Source organism: Ensifer sp. ENS06 (assembly GCF_014852205.1).
Lineage (GTDB): Bacteria > Pseudomonadota > Alphaproteobacteria > Rhizobiales > Rhizobiaceae > Ensifer > Ensifer adhaerens.
Window position 1 is genome coordinate 68,774 of the sequence record NZ_JACVBC010000011.1, and the last position, 22,792, is coordinate 91,565.

Genomic DNA, 22,792 nt, shown 5'->3' on the forward strand with positions numbered 1-22,792 from the left:
ATGGGAACATCACCAACCGGGCGAGCATGGCAAGCTCTGCGTGTGGATGGGAACGGCTCATCCAGTCAACCGGGAGGTAATGTCATGCATCGGCTGGTCCTTGTTTCCATGATCGTCGTCACCGCGGCAACGTCGTTTGCCGCTCCCTCCTTTGCCCAAAGCGCCGGTGGCAAGGGCCGCGGCGGCGGTGGCGGCGGACACGGTTCTTCCGACAGCAGCGACTGGTATGCCGGTATCGGTTCCTTCACCCATGCCAACGACAGCTACAGCCGGCGGCGCCCCAAGGTCATCCTGACGAAGTCGGGCGCCTATTGCGTCGAAAACCGCCGGTGGATCGATGCCTCGGGCAAGGTGCATCTTTCGCCTTACCGCGAGTGCCGCGACCGGATCGATATCGCCGTCGACTGATCGGCGTGCATGCTTCAGACAGGAGGCCGGCGCACAATCACCGGCCTCCTGTCTGTTGATCTGCCACCCGCCGGTGTCTTGCGGGTTGCCGGAAGATCGCTACCGCAATTTAAACTTTCCGAAAGGTCGCGCGCCTAATGTTGTGCTGCCCGTTCCGGGCTTTTTTGCAATTTCTGGATATGATGGCGGAGTCCACGCTCGTGAAGGCTATCCTCGGCAAGATCAGGCCATCAAAGAGACTGCTCGTCATTCTCACGGCGGCTTTCGGTGTTTCCGCCGCTTCGGGCGGTGCTGCCGTCTATGTCAGCCGCGATGCGCTCATGGCGGAACTTTCCAAGCCGAAGGTTTCGGGCCTCGAGTGCACGACCATTCGCACGTTGAAGCTCGGCCACAACGGCCAGCGCTGGATCCGCATGCACGTCAAGACCGACCGCGCCGACGGCCAGGCGCGCATGCGCACGGCGTTGCGCGTCGTGGGCGCCCTCGCGAAGGCCGAGCGGGCAGATCTCTATCAGGTCGTCGTGCTCGATTCCGCCGGTCCCGAAAACCGGGCTGACGTGCGCGGTGCGGCGATCGGTGCGGAGGTGCTCTTCGCCCCCGGTCCGCAGAGCGTTCCGGGCATGAGCGAGACGTTTCGGGCGTTCTACAATGACGGCACGGCAAATTCTGTCGGCGTCTTCCATGGCAAGACCGTCGACCTTTCGATGGACGACATCCGCACGATGATGGCGGCCATGGACGACCATTCGCCATGCATCGACCCGTCGGCCGCACCGGCCGATGGCGTGAGCGCCGAGGGCGGCGCCGGTGAGCAGGAGGCCAAGCCGGCCGAGACCGCCGAGGCGCCTGCGGGCCACTAGGCCCGGGTTACGTTCGGTAATCCGTTCTTTCTGAGAATTGAAAAAAGGCCCGGCGCGTGAGCGGCGGGCCTTCGTGTTCGTGGGTTTTGCGACCTTGATCAGTCAGCCTTCTGCCGGCGGGCCGGGAAGAGGATGACGTCGCGGATCGACGGTGCGTTGGTGAGCAGCATGATCAGGCGGTCGACGCCGATGCCGAGGCCACCGGCCGGCGGCATGCCCTGGTCGATCGCGTCAAGGAACTCGTCGTCGAGCTGCTTGGCCTTTTCGCCGCGGGCGTGCGCCTGCTCGAGCTGCTCGACCATGCGGGCGCGCTGCTCTTCCGGATCGTTGAGTTCCGAGAAGGCGTTGCCCAGTTCCCAGGCGTTGCAATAGGTCTCGAAACGTTCGACGAGGCGCGGTTCGCCCGGCACTTCCTTGGCAAAGGGCGAGATGTCCTTCGGGAAATGCGTGACGTGGGCCGGCTGGATCAGCGTGCCTTCGACCTTCTCTTCGAAGATGAAGGCGAGGCACTCGCCCCAGGTCCAGTCCTTCTCGACCTCAAAGCCTGCAGCCTTGGCGGCAGCGCGGGCTTCTTCGTCGGTCTTCATCGCCAGGAAGTCGATGCCGGTCGCTTCCTTGACAGCGTCGGGCATCGGCACGCGGCGGAACGGACCCTTGAAGGAGATTTCCTTGTCGCCATAGGCAAACTCGGTCGAGCCGTGGATCGCCATGGCAAGCTCACCGAACAGCCGCTCGACGAGGTCCATGATGTCCTCGTAGTCGGCATAGGCCCAGTAGCACTCCATCATGGTGAATTCCGGATTGTGCCGGGTGGAGACGCCTTCGTTGCGGAAGTTGCGGTTGATCTCGAAGACCTTGTCGGTGAGGCCCGAAACCAGCGTGCGCTTCAGGTACAGTTCCGGCGCGATGCGCAGGAACATGTCGAGCTTCAGCGTGTTGTGATGCGTCTTGAACGGCTCGGCGGTGGCGCCGCCGTAGACCGAGTGCAGCATCGGCGTCTCGACTTCCATGAAGCCGTCGTTTTCCATGAAGCGGCGGATGCCCGAGACGATCTTGCTGCGCTGCTGGAAGCGCAGCTTCGATTCCTCGTTGGTCATGATGTCGAGGTGGCGCTTGCGGTAGCGGATCTCGATGTCCGACAGGCCGTGCCACTTTTCGGGCATCGGCAGCAGCGACTTCGTCAGCATGGTGATTGCCTGGGCGTTGATCGTCAGCTCACCACGCTTGGTGCGGCGAACGACGCCGGTCACGCCGATGATATCGCCGATGTCGATCATCGGCAGCAGCGCGCGGGCGTCTTCCGGCGTGGTGTCCTTGTGGCTGAAGATCTGGATCTTGCCGGAGGCGTCATGGATGTCCATGAACATGCCGGAGTTGCGCGAGGAATAGACGCGGCCGGCAACGGTCACGACATCCTGGGTCTCGGTGTCCGGCTCCAGGCTCTCGTACTTTGCGGTCAGCTCGGCATTGCTCATCGTCCGGTGGAAATGCGCCGGATAGACGTCGCCGATCTGCTCGCGCAAAAGCTTCAGCTTCTGTGCGCGCACTTCCGTGGCGTCGGAGGAGAGGCCAGTGGTCTCGGTCTTGTCGTTCATCGTGCTCTCCTTACTTTCCGCTACCGGCCATGGAGGCGACCACCTGGGACGCGACCTTGAGACGCTGGCGGACCACGGCGCGGCCGAGGATTTCCATGCTGTCGAACAGCGGCAGCGAGCGCTGCGAGCCGGACACAGACACGAAGAGCGGCGCCAGGATCACCTTCAGCTTCTTGCCCATGCGCTCGGCGACCGCGCGCAGTTCGGCTTCGATCGATTCCTTGTTCCATTCGAGGATCTTTTCAAGGTCCGGCTGAACGGTGTTGAGGATCTCGAGCAGTTCTTCGGGCGTCGACTTGACGCCGGCGAAGGCTTCGGGCTTGAGGCCGAGGTCGGACTTCAAGAGGAAGCTTGCGAGATCAGGCAGTTCGCCGAGCTTCGAAATGCGCGACTGGCTGAGCTTCAGGCCCTGTTTCAGGCGGTCGTTTTCCATGGCCCAGGCAAGGACGCGGGCGGCGAATTCTTCTTCCGAAAGCTTCTCGCGGATCCAGCGGGCGTTCAGCCAGTCGAGCTTCTGGATGTCGAAGATCGCGCCGGCCTTGGAGAGGTTCTCCGAGTCGAACTTTGCAGCCAGTTCCTCGATCGTCAGCAACTCCTCGCCTTCGGCGATCTGGATGAAGAACAGGCCGAGGAAGTTCATCAGCGCTTCCGGCAGATAGCCAAGCGCCGTGTAGTACGAGATCGACGTCGGGTTCTTGCGCTTCGACAGCTTCGACTTGTCGGCATTGCGCATCAGCGACAGGTGCATGAAGACCGGCGGCTCGAGGCCGAGATAGCGGTAGATCAGGATGTGCTTCGGCACGGAGGCCAGCCACTCCTCGCCGCGGGCGACGTGGGTGATCTTCATCAGGTGGTCGTCGACGACGTTGGCCATGTGGTAGGTCGGCATGCCGTCGGCCTTCAAGAGGACCTGCATGTCGACGGCATCCCACGGAATTTCCACGTCGCCATAGACGCCGTCGGTAAACTTGCACGAGCCCTCGGTCGGGATCTTCATGCGCACGACATGCGGCTCGCCGGCGGCAACGCGCGAGGTCACTTCTTCGGCGGACAGGTGGAGACACAGGCCGTCATACTTCGACGGCTTGCCGGCGGCGCGCTGGCTCTCGCGCATCTGCTCGAGCCGCTCGGGCGTGCAGAAGCAGCGGAAGCCGTGACCATTCTCGACGATCTTCTCGACGTAGGGGCGGTACATGTCCTTGCGGTCGCTCTGGCGGTAGGGACCAAAGGGACCACCGACATCAGGACCTTCCGACCATTCGAGCCCGCACCATTTCAACGCGTCCAGCACCTTCTGTTCGAACTCGGGCGTCGAGCGGGTGGCATCGGTGTCTTCGATGCGCAGGATGAACTCGCCGCCGTGCTTCTTTGCGAAGAGGTAGTTGAACAGAGCGATGTAGGCGGTGCCGACATGCGGCTCGCCGGTGGGGGAGGGTGCGATGCGTACCCGGACTGCTGAATTTGCCATGGTCTTTGCCCGTCTGACGTGCTTTTCGCCCCTTGCCGGAGAAGAAACCGGCCGCCGGGGGCGCGCATTTTATGGGAAGGAAAGGCCCGCAAGGGTGCCGCAACAACGGTATCGGCAGGCTATTCCAATAGGCTCGCGTGAGACCATAGAACGCCGATCATGTCAACGGAAACCCGATCACGCCGGTTTTTGTTGACACTGCCGCCAGCGGGCGTTAATGAACCAAAAGGTTATTTAACTGAAAGGTTTTTTAGAAAATGCCGGAAGATCGCTTGTCGACGACGCTCTCAGCCCTGGCCGATCCAACGCGAAGGGCCATTCTCGCCCGCCTCGCACTTGGAGAGGCCTCGGTCGGCGAGCTGGCGGAGCCCTTCGAAATGAGCCTGCCGGCAGTCTCCAAGCATCTCAAGGTTCTCGAGCGCGCCGGGCTGATCAGCCGTGGCCGCGAAGCGCAGTGGCGACCATGCAAGCTTGAAGCCGCCCCGCTGAAGGACGTCAACAGCTGGCTCGACGGCTACCGTCGCTTCTGGGAGCAGAAGTTCGACCGTCTCGACGCCTATCTGCAGGAACTCCAGCATATCGACCCCGGTGCCGGCAAGAACTGATCGCCGCCCCGTCTTCCGTCCTTGGCCGTTCTGCGCTAAGCAGGGACGTCGAAAAAGGCAGGACCGGATAAGGTAAGCCCGGTCCCTTCGGTTTTCTAAACGAAGCTCTGCTCGAACGTCCCGTTCGAACCCGCGACGTGGTTCCGATGCAATCGCATCGGTCCGCGGCGGGGTGTATGCAATCGACGCAGTCCGCCGCGTTTCTCGAACACGGAGACTGTAAACATGCGACTGAACCATATCGACCTCTATAGCCCTGTCGTTGCCGAAACGGCGTCCTTCCTCATCGATCATTTCGGCCTGACGCTGGTCGAAAAACGCGGCAAGGATGCCTTTTTCCGCCTGACGGACGGTTCCGGCCTGGTGCTCGTCGTCAGCCCGCCGATCACTGCGCTCGGCGGCGGCGACCAGGTCAGCCTCGGGACCCAGACCTACCACATCGGCTTTTTGCTGCCGGTGCGGGCCGACGTCGACGATGCCTATCAGCGGGTGCTTGGATCCGGCGCCCAGGTTATCCCGCCTGCCGATCGGCACGGCGCCTATGTTTTCTACGTAGTGATACCCGGCAACATTCTGGTCGAGGTCGGCCATCGCCCGGATGTTTGAGCGGCTGAAACCGGATCGGAACGTTTCCTGAGGAGATGCGTTGTCCAACCAGAAGGCGTGGGGACTGGCCCCGGCAAGCTTGGCGGAAAGAGGAAACGACCCCGTTTGTCTTGCCGCCGATGGCTCGCGGTTGACGGCCGGTCAGCCGGGCTCCGCGTCTTCCAGAACTCCCGCAAGCAGAAGGCCCGCATCCTGGATGCGGGCCTTTCTCATGACGGGATTGTTTTCGGCCCGGCGCGTCAGTCGAGCTTTCCGGCCTTCCTCAGGCGCGCATTGCGCGCGACCATGTTGAGGATTTCGACGAGCGCCGAGAAGGCCATGGCGGCGTAGATGTAACCCTTCGGCACATGCAGGCCCATGCCTTCGGCGATCAGTGTCGTGCCGATCATCAGAAGGAAGGCGAGCGCCAGCATGACGATCGTCGGGTTCTTCTCGATGAAGTTGGCGAGCGGGTTGGCGGCAACGAGCATGACCGTGACGGCGGCGATGACGGCGATGACCATGATCGGCAGGTGCGGTGTCATGCCGACGGCGGTGATGATGCTGTCGACGGAGAACACGAGGTCGAGCAAAAGGATCTGGGCGATCGCGGCGCCGAAGCTGTTGATCGCCGAGGAGGCGATGAAGTCCTCGCCGTGATCGGCCGGATCGACATTGTGGTGGATTTCCTTGGTCGCCTTCCAGACGAGGAACAGGCCGCCGGCAATGAGGATCATGTCCTTCCAGGAGAAGCCGTGGCCGAAGGCCTCGAACACCGGCGTCGTCAGCTTGACGATCCAGGCAACCGTGCCGAGCAGCGCAAGGCGCATGACGAGGGCAAGGGCGATACCGATGCGCCGGGCCTTTTCGCGATGCTCGACAGGCAGCTTGTTGGTGAGGATCGAGATGAAGATCAGGTTGTCGATGCCGAGAACCACCTCCATGACGACCAGGGTGACGAGGGCGACCCAGGCGGCGGGGTCTTGAGCAAGCAACAGGATATCCTGCATCGGCGATCTTTCTCTTTCAGCACTTCATAAGTTCCACAGCGCCGCGCGTCCGATGGACGCGCGGCGCTGTGGGGGATGGCGCGTCGACGCGCAAGAATCGCCGAAAGTATTTAAGAAACATTGCGGAAGAGACAAGCGCCGCTGCCCGATTGCAGCGGCGCTTTACCGTTTACGATTTGACAGGAATCCACATTTCGACCACGCCCATGCCCGAATGCGGGTCAAAGCGCGCATCATAGCGTTCGATGAGGTCGGGCGTTTCTCCATGCTGCAGTCCGGATTCGGGCAGCCATGTGCCGAAGACGTAGTCGGCGGTTTTGGCGATCGCGGAGATGTGCCCGCGATGCAGAAAGACGGCGTAGCGCTGCTTCGGCAGCCGTAGCGTCGAAAAGCCTTCCGCCAGGTCGTCGGCGTCGCTGATTTCGGCTGCCGCCATGTAGCGGAAGGTGCCAGCCTCGCCGTTGCTGTCGGTGCACACACCGTAGGCGATGTCGCCTCTCTGTCCGGGTATCGCGCCGAAATGGCGATTGAACCGTTGCCAGAGCGACGGGATGCCTTCGGTGCGGCCGTAGGTGTAGGTTTCCGAAAGGCCCGCCAGAAGCAATGGCGGGCTGTCTTCGAAGCGGGGCGGGTCGATCTTGAGAAGGCGGGTATCGTCCATTCTTAAAGGCTCCATCAGCTCGATGTTTCGAATGTGCCTTTGCTTGCGAACCGTTTCGGGTGTCACGCCGAACTGGTCGCGAAAGGCACGGGTGAAAGCCTCGTGCGAGCTGTAGCCCGCATCGAGTGCCACCGAGAGAATGCTGATGGAGCCATCGGCAAGCGCGCTGGCGGCATCGCTGAGACGCCGTCCGCGGATATAGGCGGTGATCGAGCGGCCGGTGACCAGCCCGAAAACGCGCGAAAGATGGAAGCGCGAAAGGCCCGCGGCCCCCGCGATTTCATCCAGCGATATCTCTTTTGCGAAATGGCTCTCGATGAACCAGACCGCCCGTCCGATGGCACTCATCTTCACTCCCCTGGCAACGCCCTTTTGATAGGGGCTCGGCTGAAGGCGCGCTTGATCGAAATTGCTCGATTGAAACGCAGGAGGGCTGAAGGAGGTTCGGCGTCAGTCCGCCTATTTCTTCTTCTTCGGACCGTAGGCGGACATGAAGACGCGGACGGCGGCGGTCACCGTCGCCTCGATCTGTTCTTTCGGCGGTGCCGAACACATGCCGCCGAAAAGCCGGTGCTTGAAGAGGCCGGCTTGGGCCATCTCGATAAACTGGCGGGCGGCCATTTCTGTGTTGTCGATGTCGAGCACGCCGGTCGGGACCTGGCGGTCGAGATAGGCCTTGAGCACAGTGTAGCCGTTCTCCGGTGCTTCGCTGAAGAAGCGCTCGGCCAGATGCGGCATGCGGTCGATCACCCCGATCACCATGCGCATGGAGCGGATTGTCTCTTCCGCCGTCATGCTCGTCGTCAGCGTCACGCCGAAATCGTAGAGTGATTCTTCGACGTCGTCGTGATCGTTGAGCGCGTGCTTGGCGGTCTGGACCACCCGGGTCTTGCCCTTGATGATCAGCGCCTTGAACAAGTCTTCCTTGTTCTCGAAATAGACGTAGAGCGTGCCCTTGGAGACGCCCGCCTCGCGGGTGATGTCGTTCATGCTGGCGGCATCGAAACCCTGGCTCAGGAACGCGCGTCGCGCGCCTTCGAGGATCTGTTCACGCTTGGCTGGATCCTCGCCGGCGGCGTGACGGCCGCCACCCGAACAGAGATCCTCATCCATGCCGGCTGCCGGCTGCATGACGTCCTGGGTTCCGTTCTTTGCCTCGCTCATGATGGTCGCTTGTTTCCGCCCTGCTCATATTAAATTTAAGTCATCGAACCACGCGGTTCGATTTCCTCTTGATATGCGACCAGAAAGGGCCTATGTCAAGTTCCAATCGAACCGAACGGTTCAGTTCGTTCAGCAATCCTTAACCAGGCCGGTGCCCAATGTCCGCATCCAACACGTCCAGCGCTGCCCGCGTCCGTCCCGTCGACGAGACTTTCGAAGTGCAGCAGGAAACCGCGCTTGAGGCGAAGGCGCCCGCTGCGGAGCAGGCGGTCGCGCCGGCTCCGGCAAAGGAAGCCGCCGCGCCGCAGAAGAAGGCGCGCAAGCCCATCCTTCCCGTACTCGGCCTGGCGCTTCTGGCTGCTGGTGCCTGGTATGGCTACGACTGGTGGACCAATGGCCGCTTCATGATCTCGACCGATGACGCCTATATCGAAGGCGACATCGCGACGATTTCGCCGAAGGTTTCCGGTTATGTCGCCAAGGTCGACGCCGTCGCCAACCAGAAGGTGAAGGCCGGCGACCCGCTGGTCACGCTCGATGACGGCGACTATCGCATCGCCGCCGAGCAGGCCGAGGCGAAGATTGCCACCCAGAAGCTTGCGCTCAGCCGCTTCGATGCGCAGATCGCCGGCGCCAAGGCGAGCCTTGCCCAGACCGAAGCGCAGAAGAAGGCTCTCGAAGCGACGGTGCGCGGCGCCGAGCTCGCGCAGAAGCGCGCGAGCGACCTCCAGTCCAAGGCCGTTGGCACCGTCGCTTCGCTCGATAACGCCGATGTGGCGCTCGATCAGGCACGGGCAAATCTTGCCGGGGCAGACGCCAACATCGCCGCTGCCAACGCCAGCATCACCGTTCTCGAAGCGCAGCGCACGGAAGCCGAAAGCGAGATCCGTTCGCTGGAGCTTGCGCGCGACAAGGCCAACCGCGACCTCGGCTTCACCGTGCTGAAGGCGCCCTATGACGGCATCGTCGGCAACGTCGCGGTGCAGGTCGGCGACCTCGTGTCGGCCGGCCAGCGGCTTGCCGCCCTGGTTCCGGTCGACCAGCTCTATATCGACGCCAACTTCAAGGAGACCCAGATCGCCCATCTGGTGCCGGGCTCCAAGGTGAAGGTGCATGTCGACGCCTATGAGGATCATGCGATCGAAGGCACGGTCGCCTCGATCTCGCCGGCCTCCGGTTCGGTCTTCTCGCTGCTGCCGGCGGAAAACGCCACCGGCAACTTCACCAAGGTGATCCAGCGCGTGCCGGTGCGCATCACCCTGCCGGCCGACGTGCTGGCTGAAGGTCACCTGCGCGCGGGCTTGAGCGTTGTCGTCGATGTCGACACGCGCACAGCGCCGGATCAGACCAAGGTTGCCGCGACCAAGTAAGCGGACGAAATGCCGGCGCGCCCTTGGGCGCGCCTTTTGTCGAGACCCCGGCGCTACGGAGCGCGGTGAAGTCCGGAACGCCGGCGCGGCGAAACGCGCATGTCCAGAACGCTGGCGCCCAAGCGCGCCCATGCAAGGAGTGGCTGAGATGGCCGCAACGGCAACAGCAGGCTCGGTGGCGGCCGCCGCACCGAAGGTCGAGGAACATATGGACCCGAAGAGGCTGATCGCCTTCTTCGCCATGGTCGTCGGCATGTTCATGGCAATCCTCGACATCCAGATCGTCTCGGCCTCGCTTGCCGAGATCCAGGCCGGCCTTTCGGCCGGTTCCGACGAGATCGGCTGGGTGCAGACCTCCTATCTCATTGCCGAAGTCATCATGATCCCGCTCTCGGGCACGCTGGCGCGCATCGTCTCGACGCGTGTGCTGTTCTCGGTTTCGGCGGCGGGCTTCACCGCGGCAAGCGCGCTTGCGGCGACCGCGACGAACATCGACCAGATGATCGTCTACCGCGCGATCCAGGGCTTCATCGGCGGCGGCATGATCCCGTCGGTCTTTGCGGCCGCCTTCACCATCTTCCCGCCGTCGAAGCGCAACATCGTCTCGCCGATCATCGGCCTGATCGCCACGCTTGCCCCGACCATCGGTCCGACGGTCGGCGGCTATCTCAGCCACGCCTTCTCCTGGCACTGGCTGTTCCTCGTCAACGTCATTCCCGGCATCATCGTCGCGACGCTCACCTGGACCTTCATCGACTTCGACAAGCCGGAGCTTGGCCTGTTCAAGAAGTTCGACTGGTGGGGTCTCGCCTCGATGGCGATCTTCCTCGGCGCGCTCGAATACGTGCTGGAAGAGGGCAACACCAACGACTGGTTCAACGACGAGCACATTGTCATCGGTGCCGTCGCTTCGGCGATTGCCGCCATCGTGTTCTTCTACCGCGCCTTCAAGGTGGAGTTCCCGGTCGTCGACCTCAGGGCCTTTGCCAACCGAAACTTCGCCTTCGGCTCGATGTTCTCCTTCGTCATGGGCATCGGCCTTTATGGTCTCACCTATCTCTATCCGCTCTATCTCGGCCGTATCCGCGGCTACGATTCGCTGATGATCGGCGAGACCATGTTCGTCTCGGGCCTTGCCATGTTCTTCACGGCGCCGGTCGCGGGTATTCTCTCGGGCAAGCTCGATCCGCGCGTGCTGATGACGATCGGCTTCACCAGCTTTGCCAGCGGCACCTGGATCATGGGGCACCTGACGGCCGACTGGGACTTCTACGAGCTGTTCATCCCGCAGATCCTGCGCGGCGTCGGGCTGATGCTGTGCATGGTGCCGATCAACAACATCGCGCTCGGCACCATGCCGCCGGCGCGCATGCGCGGCGCCTCGGGCCTGTTCAACCTGACCCGTAACCTCGGCGGCGCGGTGGGGCTTGCGGTTATCAACACGATCCTGACCCAGCGCCAGGACTTCCACTATGCCCGCCTTGCCGAGCATATCCAGTGGGGTAACCCGGAAGCCATGGAACGCTTCAACAACATGGCCGCCAACTTCAACGCCCATGGTCTCGACGGCACGACGATCGCGATCAAGCAGCTTGCGGGCATGGCGCAGAAGCAGGCGATCATCCTGTCCTTCGGCGACATTTTCATGCTGCTGACGGTGCTGTTCCTGTCGCTGATCCTCGGCGTCATGATGATCAAGAAGCCCGAGGGCGTCGGCCCTAGCGGCGGCGGTCACTAGCTCCCCCTCTTAAGCAGGACGCGACTCTCGATTTACGCGAGCCGCGCCTTGCGGCACACTTCTGTCCCAAGTGTGAGAGGGGGAGCGGCATGCGGCGATCGGGTTCTGACGGCATATCCAGGCGATCATTCGTTGCGGGCCTTGCCGGTCTCGGGGCAGCGCTTGCTGCCTCCCGAAGCCGCGCCGCAGTCCCGGCCATCGACGCGACATTCCTGTTTTCCAACGATATCCATGCCTGCCTCGTTTCAATCGAAGGGCTTGCTCCCAACTGCGCGGCCGAAGGCAAGACGGACGCAAATCTGCTGCGCCACGTCGCGGCGCTGAATGCCGTGCACGCCATGCGCTGGCCGGAGACGGTTGCCGGCAAGCCGAGCGGGCTTGCAAGCGCCGGGCGAGAGATCGGCAAGCCGCTCGGCCTGGTGCTCGGCGGCGATCTCACCGATGACGGCGGCGGCCAGGTGCGCCAGCCGCGCGAGGGGCGGCAGCTGCAGCAATTCTCAAGTCGCTACCAGGAAGGGGCGGGACCCGACCACGTCCACATGCCCGTCTATGTCGGCCTCGGCAACCACGACCTCGACCAGGATGGGCCCCCGCCGCATGTCGACTGGTATCGCCGCGAACTGCGCGACTATGTCGAGCTCAACCACCGCCAGTCGGTGTTCTACAAGCCTCCGGTGCCGGTCACCAACTACGATCCGCTGTCGGATTGCTACTCCTGGGACTGGGGCGGGCTGCATCTGGTGCAGTTGCAGCGCTTCGGCGGCGACGAGACCAAGGGTGCGGTCAATGCGCTGCCCTGGCTGAAACAGGATCTGGCGTCCTATGCCGCCGACGGCCGGCCGGTGATCCTCTTCCAGCACTATGGCTGGGACGCCTTTTCGACGGAGGTCTGGGATGCGAAGGCCAGGACTTTCGACGACGAAGGCGACGGCGCTCCGCATTGGTGGAGCATCCCTCAGCGCCAGGCGCTGCTCGACACCGTCAAAGGCAGCAACGTGATAGGCCTGTTCCACGGGCATCAGCACGAAACCGCAATGATCTACCGCCAGGGCGGGCTCGATCTCATCAAGCCGAAGGCCGCTTACATGGGCGGCTTTGGCGTCGTGCGCGTTACCGATGGCTTCATGGACGTGGCGCTGGCGGAGGCTGGACAGAGCCATGGCGAGGTTGTCTTTACCGATACCTTCAGCAAGCGCCTTTCCTAGGTCGAAAACTCTATCTGAATCAAATATTTAAGGTGTCGAATCCCCTGTCTCCGGACAGCCGCGCGGCGCTCCGTTTTCCACGTCTTGCGGATTTTTGATTTACGTACATCAGAAATTCCTCTAAAGGCAGAACCCGGAGGAAAACATGCGCCCGACAGTTCACGATATCGCTGCTAGAGCCGGGGTCAGCCTCGCGACCGTCGACCGGGTTCTGAACAACCGGCCGGGCGTGCGTGGTGTCACCCGCGACAAGGTCGAGCGCGCCATCGAAGCGCTCGGCTATGTGCGCGACGTCGCCGCCGCCAACCTCGCCAAGAGCCGGATCTACCCGCTGGTCTTCATCCTGCCGGAGGGCGACAACACCTTCATGCGCGGCCTTGCGGCCGAGGTGGAGGCGGCGAAGGCGCGCTCGGCAGTCGAGCGCACGGCGATCACGGTCTTTTCCGTGCCGGCCTTCGACCCGGAAGCGTTAGCTGCAGCGCTTCATAAAGCGCGGGCGCTTGACCCGGCCGGCGTCGCGGTCGTTGCGATCGATGCGCCCGAGGTCGTCAGTGCGGTAGATGCGCTGCGTGAAGACGGCGTCGCCGTCGTGACGTTGGTTTCCGACCTGCCGGGGTCGTCGCGCGATCATTTCGCCGGTGTCGACAACGTTGCCGCCGGCCGGACCGCCGGCACCCTGATGGGGCGTTTCCTCGGTGGCCGAAACGGCCCGGTGGCGATCGTAGCCGGCTCGATGCTGGTGCGCGACCATCGCGACCGTCTCGAAGGCTTTGGCGCAGCCATGGCAGAAAGTGCGCCTGGCCGCCGGCTGCTGCCCGTCGTCGAAGGCCATGACGATCCGGCCGAGGTCGATCGCCTCGTCTCCAACCTTCTCGCCGATCAACCGGAGCTTGCCGGCATCTACAGTCTCGGCGCCGGCAATCGCGGCCTGATCGCGGCGCTGGAAAAGGCAGGTCGCGAAAAGGCTGTCTGCGCCATCGCCCATGAACTGACGCCGCACAGCCGCGCGGCACTTCTTTCCGGCACGCTCGACGCTCTCCTCAATCAGGACGGCGGCCATGAGGTGCGCAGCGCCATCCGGGTGCTGAAGGCCCGCGCCGACGGCCTTTCGGTGATCGGGGCGCAGGAGCGCATCCGCATCGAAATTTTCCTGAAGGACAACCTGCCGGTCGATCCGGCGTAGCGCTTTGAATTTACGCAGTTCTTTCGAAGAATTGCTCAATGGAGGCAAGCATGTATCTCGGACTGGATCTCGGCACCTCGGGCGTCAAGGCAATGTTGATCGATGGCGGCCAGCGCATCGTCGGTTCGGCCTCCGGCGCGCTCGACGTGTCGCGGCCGCATCCCGGCTGGTCGGAACAGGACCCGGCCGATTGGGTGCGCGCCACCGAAGAGGCAATTGCCGGGCTGAAGGCGGCACACCCGGCGGAGCTTTCGGCGGTGCGCGGTATCGGCCTTTCCGGCCAGATGCACGGTGCGACGCTGCTTGATGCCGACGACCGGGTGCTTCGGCCCTGCATCCTCTGGAACGACACCCGCAGCTCCCGAGAGGCGGCAGCGCTCGATGCGGACCCGCAGTTCCGCGCCATCACCGGCAACATCGTCTTCCCCGGCTTCACCGCACCGAAGCTTGCCTGGGTGCGGGCCAACGAGCCCGACATCTTCGCCAAGGTGTGCTGGGTGCTGCTGCCGAAGGATTATCTGCGCCTGTGGCTGACCGGCGAGCACATGTCGGAAATGTCCGACAGCGCCGGCACTGCCTGGCTCGATACCGGCAAGCGGCAGTGGTCGGAAAGCCTGCTTGCCGCCACCGACATGGACGAAAAGCAGATGCCGAGCCTGGTCGAGGGAACCGATGCGGCCGGGAAGCTGCGTTCGGAACTGGCCGCGCGCTGGGGCATTTCGGGTGACGTCGTGGTTGCCGGCGGTGCAGGCGACAATGCGGCTTCTGCCTGTGGCATGGGCACGGTCGGCGAGGGCAATGCCTTCGTCTCGCTCGGTACCTCGGGTGTTCTCTTCGCGGCGAATGCAAGCTACTTGCCCAATCCGGAAAGCGCCGTGCATGCCTTCTGCCACGCGCTGCCGAATACCTGGCACCAGATGGGCGTGATCCTGTCGGCGACCGATGCGCTGAACTGGTACTCCGGCATCGCCGGCCGCAGTGCTGCCGACCTGAGCGCCGAACTCGGCGATCATCTGAAGGCGCCTTCGGGCGTCACTTTCCTTCCCTATCTGTCGGGCGAGCGCACGCCGCACAATGACGCGGCGATCCGTGGCGCCTTTGTCGGGCTTGGCCATGAGAGCGGCCGGGTGGTACTGACCCAGGCGGTGATGGAGGGCGTGTCCTTCGCCATTCGCGACAGCCTGGAAGCCTTGCGCGCCGCCGGCACGACGCTTTCTCGGGTGACGGCTATCGGTGGTGGTTCGCGCTCGCGCTACTGGCTCAAATCGATCGCCACGGCGCTCAACCTACCGGTCGACCTGCCCGCCGACGGCGATTTCGGTGCTGCCTTCGGGGCGGCCCGCCTCGGCCTGATCGCCGCGACCGGTGCCGATCCCGTTGTCACCTGCTACGCCCCACAGACGGCCGAGACCATTGCGCCGGAGGCGTCGCTGGTTTCGGCCTATGAGGCGAGCTACCAGCGCTACCGCCGGCTCTATCCGGCGATCAAGGGCGCCGTGTCGTGATGCGGCGCCCCCTGTCTCGATCCGCCGCCTCGTGCTCAGCGGACCGGAACCTTGTCGAGGAAACCGGTGACCGTCTTCAGCCGACCATTTTCGATCTGGCAGACATCGGTGCCTTCGATGACAGAGGGAACGCCGTCCGGACCGAGTGCCCAGGAAAAGCGGATCGTGTCGGCGTAACCGTCGGCGGCACCCTTCAGCGTGAAGCGGAAGCCGGGGAACTGTCCGTGCACGCCGGCAATGAGCGCATCCATGCCGGCATGGCCGTCGCCCTGCATGATCGGGTCGCGATAGGCGACGTCGGCGGTGAAGGCCTTCTCGATCTGGCCGGCGCGGCTTGCGGCGTCGGTCGTGTTCCAGGCGGCGATGTAGGCTCTAGCGATGGCGTTGAAGTCGTGCATCGAAGTGTTCCTTTCGTTTGGCGTTTCGATGCTTCCGGTATCGCCGGACGAGGGAATGAAACCAATTACCTTCCACGTAATGGCCGCGCCTATCGCATGCGCGATGCCGGCCGACACCACTCTTGAAAGAGGAGCAAGACCCGTGAGCACTGGCTTTTTCGGCGATATCGCCAAGATCAAATATGAAGGACCGGATAGCGCCAACCCGCTCGCCTTCCGCCATTACAACAAGGACGAGGTCGTGCTCGGCAAGCGCATGGAAGATCACCTACGCTTCGCGGTTGCCTACTGGCACACCTTCGTCTGGCCGGGCGGCGACCCCTTCGGCGGACAGACCTTCGAACGTCCCTGGTTCAAGGACGACATGGCTGCGGCCAAGCTGAAGGCCGACGTCGCCTTCGAATTCTTCGACCTGCTCGGCGTCCCGTTCTATTGCTTCCACGATGCCGACGTGCGCCCGGAAGGCAAAAGCTTCGTCGAGAACACGAAGAACCTCAACGAGATTGTCGACTACTTCGAAAAGAAGCAGGCCGAGACCGGTGTCAACCTGCTGTGGGGCACGGCGAACCTCTTCTCCAACCGGCGCTACATGTCGGGTGCGGCGACCAATCCGGATCCGGATGTCTTCGCGTTCGCAGCCGCGACGGTGAAAACCTGCCTTGACGCCACCAAGCGCCTCGGCGGCCAGAACTACGTGCTCTGGGGCGGTCGTGAAGGCTACGAGACGCTGCTCAATACCGACATGAAGCGCGAGCTCGACCAGCTCGGCCGTTTCGTCAACCTCGTCGTCGAGTACAAGCACAAGATCGGTTTCAAGGGCGCGATCCTGATCGAGCCGAAGCCGCAGGAACCGACCAAGCACCAGTACGACTACGACGTCGCGACGGTCTACGGCTTCCTGAAGAACTACGGCCTGGAAAACGAGGTGAAGGTCAACATCGAGCAGGGCCATGCGATCCTCGCCGGCCACTCCTTCGAGCACGAGCTGGCGCTTGCCAACGCGCTCGGCATCTTCGGCTCGATCGACATGAACCGCAACGACTACCAGTCCGGCTGGGATACCGACCAGTTCCCGAACAACGTGCCGGAAATGGCGCTCGCCTATTACCAGGTTCTTGCCGGCGGCGGCTTTGCGACCGGCGGCACGAACTTCGACGCCAAGCTGCGTCGCCAGTCGATCGATCCGGAGGACCTGCTGATCGGCCATATCGGCGGCATGGATTGCTGCGCGCGTGGCCTGAAGGCAGCGGCAAAAATGATCGAGGACAAGGCGCTCTCCGCACCGCTCGAAGGCCGCTATGCCGGCTGGCAGGTGCCGGAAGCCAAGAAGATGCTCGACGGCGGCTTCTCGCTGGAAGAGATCGAGGCCTGGGTGCTGAAGTCGGACCTCAACCCGCAGCCGAAGTCCGGCAAGCAGGAGCTGCTCGAAAACGTCGTCAACCGCTACGTCTGAGCGGAGATGGATATCGAAGGGCGCCTCGAAAGCGCCCTTTCTCTTCGTCGACGCGCACGGGAGGCGATCGTTGATGTCGCGGATTTCTGCAGCAAGGGCGTGCCGTGGCTGGCCCAATGCCGTTTGCAATGAAATCGATTACAAAACTTTTCGGAATCCGGTCGTGCGCTGTTGCCCCTCGCTGAAAATCTGCTAGCTTCGGCGCCTGCAACGTTTCAGATCCGGCAGTTCTGGGAGAAAACAAAGGCGTGCAATCGCCTTTCATGCCGGCTGTCAGGACAAGGCCAACACCAATTTCGGCCGTTCCATCGGGAGGAAAATCAGCATGAAGACCATCAAGGGGCCAGGGCTCTTTCTTGCGCAATTCGCCGGCGATGCCGCGCCGTTCAATTCCTGGGATGCGATCACCAAATGGGCGGCCGATTGCGGCTACAAGGGCGTGCAGGTGCCGAGCTGGGACGCGCGGCTGATCGATCTGAAAAAGGCGGCGACCTCGAAAGCCTATTGCGACGAGTTCGCCGGCACGGCGCGCGACAATGGCGTCGAGGTAACCGAGCTTTCGACCCATCTGCAGGGTCAGCTCGTCGCCGTGCATCCGGCCTATGATGAAGCCTTCGAGGGGTTTGCAGCACCCGAGGTGCGCGGCAATCCCAAAGCACGCCAGGCCTGGGCGGTGGAACAGGTGAAGCTGGCGCTGACGGCCTCGAAGAACCTCGGCCTCAACGCCATGGCAAGCTTCTCCGGCGCGCTCGCCTGGCCTTTCGTCTATCCCTGGCCGCAGCGGCCGGCCGGTCTCGTCGAGACCGCCTTCGATGAACTGGCGAAGCGCTGGAAGCCGATCCTCGACCATGCCGAGGATTGTGGCGTCGACGTCTGCTACGAGATCCATCCGGGCGAGGATCTGCACGACGGCATCACCTACGAGATGTTCCTGGAGCGCACCGGCAACCATGCCCGCGCCTGCATGCTCTACGACCCTTCGCACTACGTGCTGCAGTGCCTCGACTATCTCGACAATATCGACATCTACAAGGACCGCATCCGCATGTTCCACGTCAAGGACGCGGAGTTCAACCCGACCGGGCGCCAGGGCGTCTACGGCGGCTACCAGGGTTGGGTCAACCGCGCCGGCCGCTTCCGCTCGCCCGGCGACGGCCAGGTGGATTTCGGTGCGGTGTTCTCGAAGATGGCCGCCAACGATTTCGCCGGCTGGGCGGTGGTCGAGTGGGAATGCGCGCTGAAACATCCAGAGGATGGGGCACGCGAGGGTGCCGATTTCGTCAAGCATCACATCATCCGCGTGACCGAGAAGGCGTTCGACGACTTTGCCGGGGCTGGCACGGACGAGGCGGCCAACCGGCGCATGCTGGGGATCTGAGGTAGGTAGGACCTGAGGGTGCGACTGCCCGCTCTCCTCGGGTTAACCCGAGGACTGGCCCTCTTCCCGCAGGCGGGGAGAGGGGACGTGGATTGCCGCTGACCACGGGTTATCGTGGCTGCTGTTGCTGCGCTTTCGCAAGCGGGTGCGGCATGAGCCCTTCTCCCCGCGTGCGGGGAGAAGGCGCCGGCGGGCGGATGAGGGGCATCCCTTGCGCCAGGAAACGAACAAACAACACGGAACGAACAGGGGAGAAGATCATGGCAATCGAAGGAACGAGCGAGAAGCGCGAGCGTCGCATCCGGCTCGGCATGGTGGGCGGCGGCTCCGGCGCATTCATCGGCGCGGTGCATCGCATCGCAGCCCGTCTCGACGATCACTATGAGCTGGTGGCCGGCGCGCTGTCGTCGACGCCGGAAAAGGCGGAAAGCTCAGGCCGCGAGCTCGGGCTCGATCCGTCGCGGGTCTATTCCGACTTCAAGCAGATGGCGATCCGCGAGGCGAAGCTGAAGGATGGCATCGAGGCGGTGGCGATCGTCACGCCAAACCATGTGCACTACGCTGCGGCCAAGGAATTCCTGAAGCGCGGCATCCACGTGATCTGCGACAAGCCGCTGACTTCGACGCTTGGCGACGCGAAAAAGCTGAAGAAAGCGGCGGACGAGAGCGATGCGCTGTTCGTGCTGACGCACAATTACACCGGCTATCCGATGGTGCGACAGGCGCGCGAGATGGTCGCCAATGGCGAGATCGGTGCGGTGCGGCTGGTGCAGACGGAGTACCCGCAGGACTGGCTCACCGAAAACATCGAGCAGTCGGGCCAGAAGCAGGCGGCCTGGCGCACCGATCCGGCGCGCTCGGGTGCCGGCGGCTCGACGGGTGATATCGGCACGCACGCCTATAATCTCGGCGCCTTCGTCTCCGGCCTCGAACTCGAAGAACTCGCTGCCGATCTCGACAGCTTCGTTGACGGCCGCCAGCTCGACGACAATGCCCATGTGATGATGCGCTTCAAGGCGAAGGACGGCGAGCGCGCCAAGGGGCTGCTCTGGTGCAGCCAGGTGGCGCCCGGCCACGAGAACGGCCTTATGGTGCGCGTCTACGGCACCAAGGGCGGGCTTGAATGGACGCAGAAGGACCCGAACTATCTCTGGTACACGCCGTTCGGTGAGCCGAAGCGCCTGCTCACCCGCGCCGGCGCCGGGGCGGGTGCGGCCGCAAACCGCGTCAGCCGTATTCCGTCGGGCCATCCGGAAGGTTACCTGGAAGGCTTCGCCAACATCTACACGGAGGCGGCGCGCGCCATCTTTGCCAAGCGCAAGGGCGAGAAGATCGATCCGGCCGTCACTTACCCGACCATCGACGATGGCATGAAGGGCATGGTCTTCGTCGACGCCTGCGTACAGTCATCCAAACGAAATGGGGCGTGGGTAAAGGTATAGCCGCAGGCCAATACCGGCGGAAGGGCGGGGCTTTCCCGCCCTTTTTCGCGAGTTGACATTTGCCGGCATGGATTTAGGTCGGCCCGCTACAAACCGAAAACCAAGGTCCCGCTGGCAGCGGGGCCGGAACGAGACGAGACAAAGAGATGACCGATCCCAAGATCCTGGCAGAGCGCTTCCCGGGCGATTTCGTATTCGGGGTGGCGACCGCCTCCTTCCAGATCGAAGGCGCGACCAAAGCTGACGGGCGCAAGCCGTCGATCTGGGATGCCTTTTCGAACATGCCGGGCCGTGTCTTCGGGCGTCACAACGGCGATGTCGCCTGCGATCACTACAATAGGCTCGACGAGGATCTGGACCTGATCAAGAGCCTCGGCGTCGATGCCTATCGGTTTTCCGTTGCCTGGCCGCGGATCATTCCTGAAGGCACCGGCCCGATCAACGAAAAGGGTCTCGATTTCTACGACCGCCTCGTCGACGGTCTGAAGGCGCGTAACATCAAGGCCTTCGCCACGCTTTATCATTGGGATCTGCCGCTGGCACTGATGGGCGATGGCGGCTGGACGGCCCGCACGACGGCCTATGCCTTCCAGCGCTACGCCAAGACCGTGATCGCCCGCCTCGGCGACCGGCTCGACGCGGTCGCGACCTTCAACGAGCCCTGGTGCTCGGTGTGGCTCAGCCACCTCTATGGCATCCATGCGCCGGGCGAGCGCAACATGGACGCAGCCCTGCATGCGCTGCACTTTACCAATCTGGCGCACGGGCTCGGCGTCGACGCCATCCGCTCCGAGCGGCCGAGCTTGCCTACGGGCATCGTCATCAATGCGCATTCGGTCTACCCGGGTAGCGACAGCGCGGCCGACAGGAAAGCCGCCGATCGCGCCTTCGACTTCCACAATGGCGTCTTCTTCGGTCCGATCTTTAAGGGGGAGTACCCCGAAAGCTTCATGAGCGCGCTCGGCCATCGCATGCCGGCGATCGAAGACGGCGACATGGAGACGATCTCCCGGCCGCTCGACTGGTGGGGGCTCAACTACTACACGCCGATGCGGGTCAGTGCCGATCCGGCCAAGGGCGCAGAATATCCGGCAACCATCAATGCCAAGGCGGTGAGCCAGACAAAGACGGATATCGGTTGGGAGGTTTACGCTCCGGCGCTCGGCAGCCTGGTCAAGACGCTGAACGCGACCTACCAGCTGCCCGACTGCTACATCACCGAGAACGGCGCCTGCTACAACATGGGTGTCGAGAACGGCATTGTCGACGACCAGCCGCGGCTCGACTATATCGCCGACCACTTGTCGGTGACGGCGGATCTAATCGCCGAGGGTTATCCGATGCGCGGCTATTTCGCCTGGAGCCTGATGGACAATTTCGAATGGGCCGAAGGTTACAAGATGCGTTTCGGCATCGTCCATGTCGACTACGACACGCAGGTCCGCACCATCAAGAAGAGCGGTGAGTGGTACCAGGCTCTGGCCGAACAGTTCCCGAAGGGCAACCACATCTGACGCTCAAGCGGGCGGGCTCACCCGCCCGCAACGCTTCCGTGCGGCTCGGTCAATTCACCGCCGGACCGGCAGGACTTCCAGGCTCTGCCGGTCGAGCTGGGCCAGCACTTCCTTGAAACCGTAGCGCGGCTTCCAGTCGAGCTTTTCGATCGCAGCACTCGGGTCATACACCCGGTCGATGGTCGCGGGCAGCGGCCAGTCGCGATCGGCAAAGGCCTGCGACAGTTTTGGCGCACGCTCACGCAGGAGCCCTGCGGCATCCTCCGCCAGCCGGCGGCAATCCGTTGGAAGGAACGGCGTTTCGCCCGAGATGATGTAGCGCTGAAAAGCCGGGCCGCCATTGTCGAGTGCTGCCACATGCGCGGCAGCCACGTCGCGCGCATCGATGCCGCGGTGCAGGCGGTAGCTTGCGATACGATCGGCGACCTCCGGGAAACAGCGCGACATGCGCAGCACCCGCACATGCAAAGCACGATCCGCCGCGTTTTCGAGCAGAGCTTCGGCCGCAAGCTTGGTGTGGTGGTAGATGGTGTGCGGCTTCGGCGGCGTCTCCTCGGTGATCCAGGCGCAGCCGCCTTCCGTGACCGCATGACCATAAAGTGCCGTCGTGCTGGTAAAGACGATGCGGCCGACGCCGGCGGCCTGGGCTGCGGCAATCACCAGATGGGTGCCCATCACATTGACGCGCTCGAACTCCTGGTCGGCGACGGCGTCTACATGTGGCGCGTGCAGGGCCGCCGTATGGATGACGGCGTCCGCCCCTTCCATCGCGCGCTCCAGCAGTTCGCCATCGACGAGATCGCCGACGATGGCCGTCGTGCCGAAGGGCGCGCGATCGATGCCGATGACGTCATGGTCGGCGGCGGCGAGCGCGTTGTAGATCGCTCTGCCGATGCGGCCGGAACTTCCGGTCAAGACGATGCGCATTTCTCACCTCATATTCCTGTTCCTGCCCGTTAGCATGAAATGCGGTCGGACACAGTCCGCCCGAACAAGGATTTCCAAGATGGCGATTTGCGGGATGACGGCGCGTTGCGAAGCAAAAGAGCATGGTTTTGCCGTTGCTTGGCAAATTCGGCAAAATCATGCCTGTGAAAGGGCGTGGCAATTCTCCATAAGAGCCGTAGATTATGTCGCATGCGGGCCATGCGGCAGCAAAGTTGAACTGACTGGTTGCTTGATGTTAGAGAAGTGCTCCCTGTTCCGAATGCGTTGTCGAATGTCGGCCTGACCAGACGCGCGTTCCATCC

General features: G+C 63.2%; 20 protein-coding genes. 13 read left to right on the forward strand and 7 right to left on the reverse strand.

Annotated elements, in window-relative coordinates; translation table 11 throughout:
- Nucleotides 1–84 precede the first annotated feature (84 nt).
- Together IB279_RS28190 and IB279_RS28195 are read left to right on the forward strand one after the other, a co-directional pair.
- The gene (locus IB279_RS28190; RefSeq protein ID WP_034787066.1) at nt 85–408 is read left to right on the forward strand and encodes a hypothetical protein; all 324 of its coding nucleotides are present in this window, start codon (nt 85–87) and stop codon (nt 406–408) included.
- Between the two features lie 200 nt (nt 409–608).
- Nucleotides 609–1,268, forward strand: a complete 660-nt coding sequence (locus tag IB279_RS28195) for a hypothetical protein (protein ID WP_034787288.1) — start codon at nt 609–611, stop codon at nt 1,266–1,268.
- Between the two features lie 98 nt (nt 1,269–1,366).
- Here IB279_RS28195 and lysS read toward each other — a convergent pair whose 3' ends face one another.
- Nucleotides 1,367–2,863, reverse strand: a complete 1,497-nt coding sequence (gene lysS / locus IB279_RS28200; protein ID WP_034787063.1) for a lysine--tRNA ligase — start codon at nt 2,861–2,863, stop codon at nt 1,367–1,369.
- Between the two features lie 10 nt (nt 2,864–2,873).
- Nucleotides 2,874–4,331, reverse strand: coding sequence for a glutamate--tRNA ligase (gene gltX, locus IB279_RS28205; RefSeq protein WP_060517506.1), 1,458 nt, complete (start codon nt 4,329–4,331; stop codon nt 2,874–2,876).
- Between the two features lie 257 nt (nt 4,332–4,588).
- On the opposite strand from gltX, the gene IB279_RS28210 reads away from it, so the two are divergent.
- Nucleotides 4,589–4,936: a helix-turn-helix transcriptional regulator gene (locus tag IB279_RS28210; protein ID WP_043618487.1), complete on the forward strand. Its 348-nt coding sequence runs from the start codon at nt 4,589–4,591 to the stop codon at nt 4,934–4,936.
- Nucleotides 4,937–5,161: 225 nt separating this feature from the next.
- Entirely contained in the window at nt 5,162–5,542 is a 381-nt protein-coding gene (locus tag IB279_RS28215) for a VOC family protein (RefSeq protein ID WP_034787050.1), read from the forward strand.
- Nucleotides 5,543–5,781: 239 nt separating this feature from the next.
- On the opposite strand, the gene IB279_RS28220 is transcribed toward IB279_RS28215, so the two are convergent.
- The 3 genes from IB279_RS28220 to IB279_RS28230 form a co-directional block, all read right to left on the reverse strand.
- The gene (locus tag IB279_RS28220; protein ID WP_034787044.1) at nt 5,782–6,531 is read right to left on the reverse strand and encodes a TerC family protein; all 750 of its coding nucleotides are present in this window, start codon (nt 6,529–6,531) and stop codon (nt 5,782–5,784) included.
- 169 nt (nt 6,532–6,700) lie between these two features.
- Nucleotides 6,701–7,540 (reverse strand): AraC family transcriptional regulator, encoded by an 840-nt coding sequence (locus IB279_RS28225; RefSeq protein ID WP_034787039.1) that lies wholly within the window; start codon nt 7,538–7,540, stop codon nt 6,701–6,703.
- 111 nt (nt 7,541–7,651) lie between these two features.
- Entirely contained in the window at nt 7,652–8,323 is a 672-nt protein-coding gene (locus IB279_RS28230) for a TetR/AcrR family transcriptional regulator (protein WP_226020723.1), read from the reverse strand.
- A 191-nt stretch (nt 8,324–8,514) separates the two neighbouring features.
- Here IB279_RS28230 and IB279_RS28235 point away from each other — a divergent pair, with 191 nt between their 5' ends.
- The 5 genes from IB279_RS28235 (at nt 8,515) to xylB (ending at nt 15,357) form a co-directional block, all read left to right on the forward strand.
- A complete protein-coding gene (locus tag IB279_RS28235; RefSeq protein ID WP_034787034.1) occupies nt 8,515–9,726 on the forward strand; it encodes an HlyD family secretion protein in 1,212 nt (403 codons plus the stop codon).
- A gap of 148 nt (nt 9,727–9,874) precedes the next feature.
- The gene (locus tag IB279_RS28240) at nt 9,875–11,464 is read left to right on the forward strand and encodes a DHA2 family efflux MFS transporter permease subunit (protein WP_089044924.1); all 1,590 of its coding nucleotides are present in this window, start codon (nt 9,875–9,877) and stop codon (nt 11,462–11,464) included.
- A gap of 89 nt (nt 11,465–11,553) precedes the next feature.
- Nucleotides 11,554–12,669 (forward strand): metallophosphoesterase, encoded by a 1,116-nt coding sequence (locus IB279_RS28245; RefSeq protein WP_060530583.1) that lies wholly within the window; start codon nt 11,554–11,556, stop codon nt 12,667–12,669.
- Between the two features lie 145 nt (nt 12,670–12,814).
- On the forward strand, nt 12,815–13,852 hold the full coding sequence (locus tag IB279_RS28250; protein ID WP_034787022.1) for a LacI family DNA-binding transcriptional regulator: 1,038 nt from the start codon (nt 12,815–12,817) through the stop codon (nt 13,850–13,852).
- Nucleotides 13,853–13,902: 50 nt separating this feature from the next.
- A complete protein-coding gene (gene xylB / locus IB279_RS28255; protein ID WP_192340084.1) occupies nt 13,903–15,357 on the forward strand; it encodes a xylulokinase in 1,455 nt (484 codons plus the stop codon).
- Between the two features lie 35 nt (nt 15,358–15,392).
- Here xylB and IB279_RS28260 read toward each other — a convergent pair whose 3' ends face one another.
- Complete coding sequence (locus tag IB279_RS28260; RefSeq protein ID WP_034787281.1) at nt 15,393–15,755, reverse strand: nuclear transport factor 2 family protein; 363 nt, start codon at nt 15,753–15,755, stop codon at nt 15,393–15,395.
- Nucleotides 15,756–15,897: 142 nt separating this feature from the next.
- Between IB279_RS28260 and xylA the strand changes: the two genes are divergently transcribed.
- The 4 genes from xylA to IB279_RS28280 all read left to right on the forward strand — a co-directional run bounded on the left by xylA (nt 15,898) and on the right by IB279_RS28280 (nt 21,542).
- On the forward strand, nt 15,898–17,208 hold the full coding sequence (gene xylA / locus IB279_RS28265) for a xylose isomerase (RefSeq protein ID WP_034787018.1): 1,311 nt from the start codon (nt 15,898–15,900) through the stop codon (nt 17,206–17,208).
- Between the two features lie 325 nt (nt 17,209–17,533).
- Nucleotides 17,534–18,586, forward strand: a complete 1,053-nt coding sequence (locus IB279_RS28270) for a sugar phosphate isomerase/epimerase (RefSeq protein ID WP_034787015.1) — start codon at nt 17,534–17,536, stop codon at nt 18,584–18,586.
- 260 nt (nt 18,587–18,846) lie between these two features.
- Nucleotides 18,847–20,028 carry a Gfo/Idh/MocA family protein gene (locus IB279_RS28275; protein ID WP_112771891.1) on the forward strand — a complete coding sequence of 394 codons (1,182 nt, stop codon included), beginning with the start codon at nt 18,847–18,849 and terminating at the stop codon, nt 20,026–20,028.
- A gap of 146 nt (nt 20,029–20,174) precedes the next feature.
- A complete protein-coding gene (locus IB279_RS28280) occupies nt 20,175–21,542 on the forward strand; it encodes a GH1 family beta-glucosidase (protein ID WP_112771892.1) in 1,368 nt (455 codons plus the stop codon).
- Between the two features lie 54 nt (nt 21,543–21,596).
- On the opposite strand, the gene IB279_RS28285 is transcribed toward IB279_RS28280, so the two are convergent.
- Nucleotides 21,597–22,469, reverse strand: a complete 873-nt coding sequence (locus IB279_RS28285) for an NAD(P)-dependent oxidoreductase (RefSeq protein WP_090297985.1) — start codon at nt 22,467–22,469, stop codon at nt 21,597–21,599.
- Between the last annotated feature and the right edge of the window lie 323 nt (nt 22,470–22,792).

What these genes read in the sequence shown, in the direction of transcription:
- gltX (WP_060517506.1), bottom strand. Translation starts at nt 4,331, where the DNA reads ATGGCAAATTCAGCAGTCCGGGTACGCATCGCACCCTCCCCCACCGGC.
- IB279_RS28215 (WP_034787050.1), top strand. Translation starts at nt 5,162, where the DNA reads ATGCGACTGAACCATATCGACCTCTATAGCCCTGTCGTTGCCGAAACG.
- IB279_RS28245 (WP_060530583.1), top strand. Translation starts at nt 11,554, where the DNA reads ATGCGGCGATCGGGTTCTGACGGCATATCCAGGCGATCATTCGTTGCG.
- IB279_RS28275 (WP_112771891.1), top strand. Translation starts at nt 18,847, where the DNA reads ATGGCAATCGAAGGAACGAGCGAGAAGCGCGAGCGTCGCATCCGGCTC.
- IB279_RS28280 (WP_112771892.1), top strand. Translation starts at nt 20,175, where the DNA reads ATGACCGATCCCAAGATCCTGGCAGAGCGCTTCCCGGGCGATTTCGTA.
- IB279_RS28240 (WP_089044924.1), top strand. Translation starts at nt 9,875, where the DNA reads ATGGCCGCAACGGCAACAGCAGGCTCGGTGGCGGCCGCCGCACCGAAG.
- IB279_RS28210 (WP_043618487.1), top strand. Translation starts at nt 4,589, where the DNA reads ATGCCGGAAGATCGCTTGTCGACGACGCTCTCAGCCCTGGCCGATCCA.
- IB279_RS28220 (WP_034787044.1), bottom strand. Translation starts at nt 6,531, where the DNA reads ATGCAGGATATCCTGTTGCTTGCTCAAGACCCCGCCGCCTGGGTCGCC.
- IB279_RS28235 (WP_034787034.1), top strand. Translation starts at nt 8,515, where the DNA reads ATGTCCGCATCCAACACGTCCAGCGCTGCCCGCGTCCGTCCCGTCGAC.
- IB279_RS28270 (WP_034787015.1), top strand. Translation starts at nt 17,534, where the DNA reads ATGAAGACCATCAAGGGGCCAGGGCTCTTTCTTGCGCAATTCGCCGGC.
- lysS (WP_034787063.1), bottom strand. Translation starts at nt 2,863, where the DNA reads ATGAACGACAAGACCGAGACCACTGGCCTCTCCTCCGACGCCACGGAA.
- IB279_RS28250 (WP_034787022.1), top strand. Translation starts at nt 12,815, where the DNA reads ATGCGCCCGACAGTTCACGATATCGCTGCTAGAGCCGGGGTCAGCCTC.
- IB279_RS28260 (WP_034787281.1), bottom strand. Translation starts at nt 15,755, where the DNA reads ATGCACGACTTCAACGCCATCGCTAGAGCCTACATCGCCGCCTGGAAC.
- IB279_RS28225 (WP_034787039.1), bottom strand. Translation starts at nt 7,540, where the DNA reads ATGAGTGCCATCGGACGGGCGGTCTGGTTCATCGAGAGCCATTTCGCA.
- IB279_RS28190 (WP_034787066.1), top strand. Translation starts at nt 85, where the DNA reads ATGCATCGGCTGGTCCTTGTTTCCATGATCGTCGTCACCGCGGCAACG.
- xylB (WP_192340084.1), top strand. Translation starts at nt 13,903, where the DNA reads ATGTATCTCGGACTGGATCTCGGCACCTCGGGCGTCAAGGCAATGTTG.
- IB279_RS28285 (WP_090297985.1), bottom strand. Translation starts at nt 22,469, where the DNA reads ATGCGCATCGTCTTGACCGGAAGTTCCGGCCGCATCGGCAGAGCGATC.
- IB279_RS28230 (WP_226020723.1), bottom strand. Translation starts at nt 8,323, where the DNA reads ATGCAGCCGGCAGCCGGCATGGATGAGGATCTCTGTTCGGGTGGCGGC.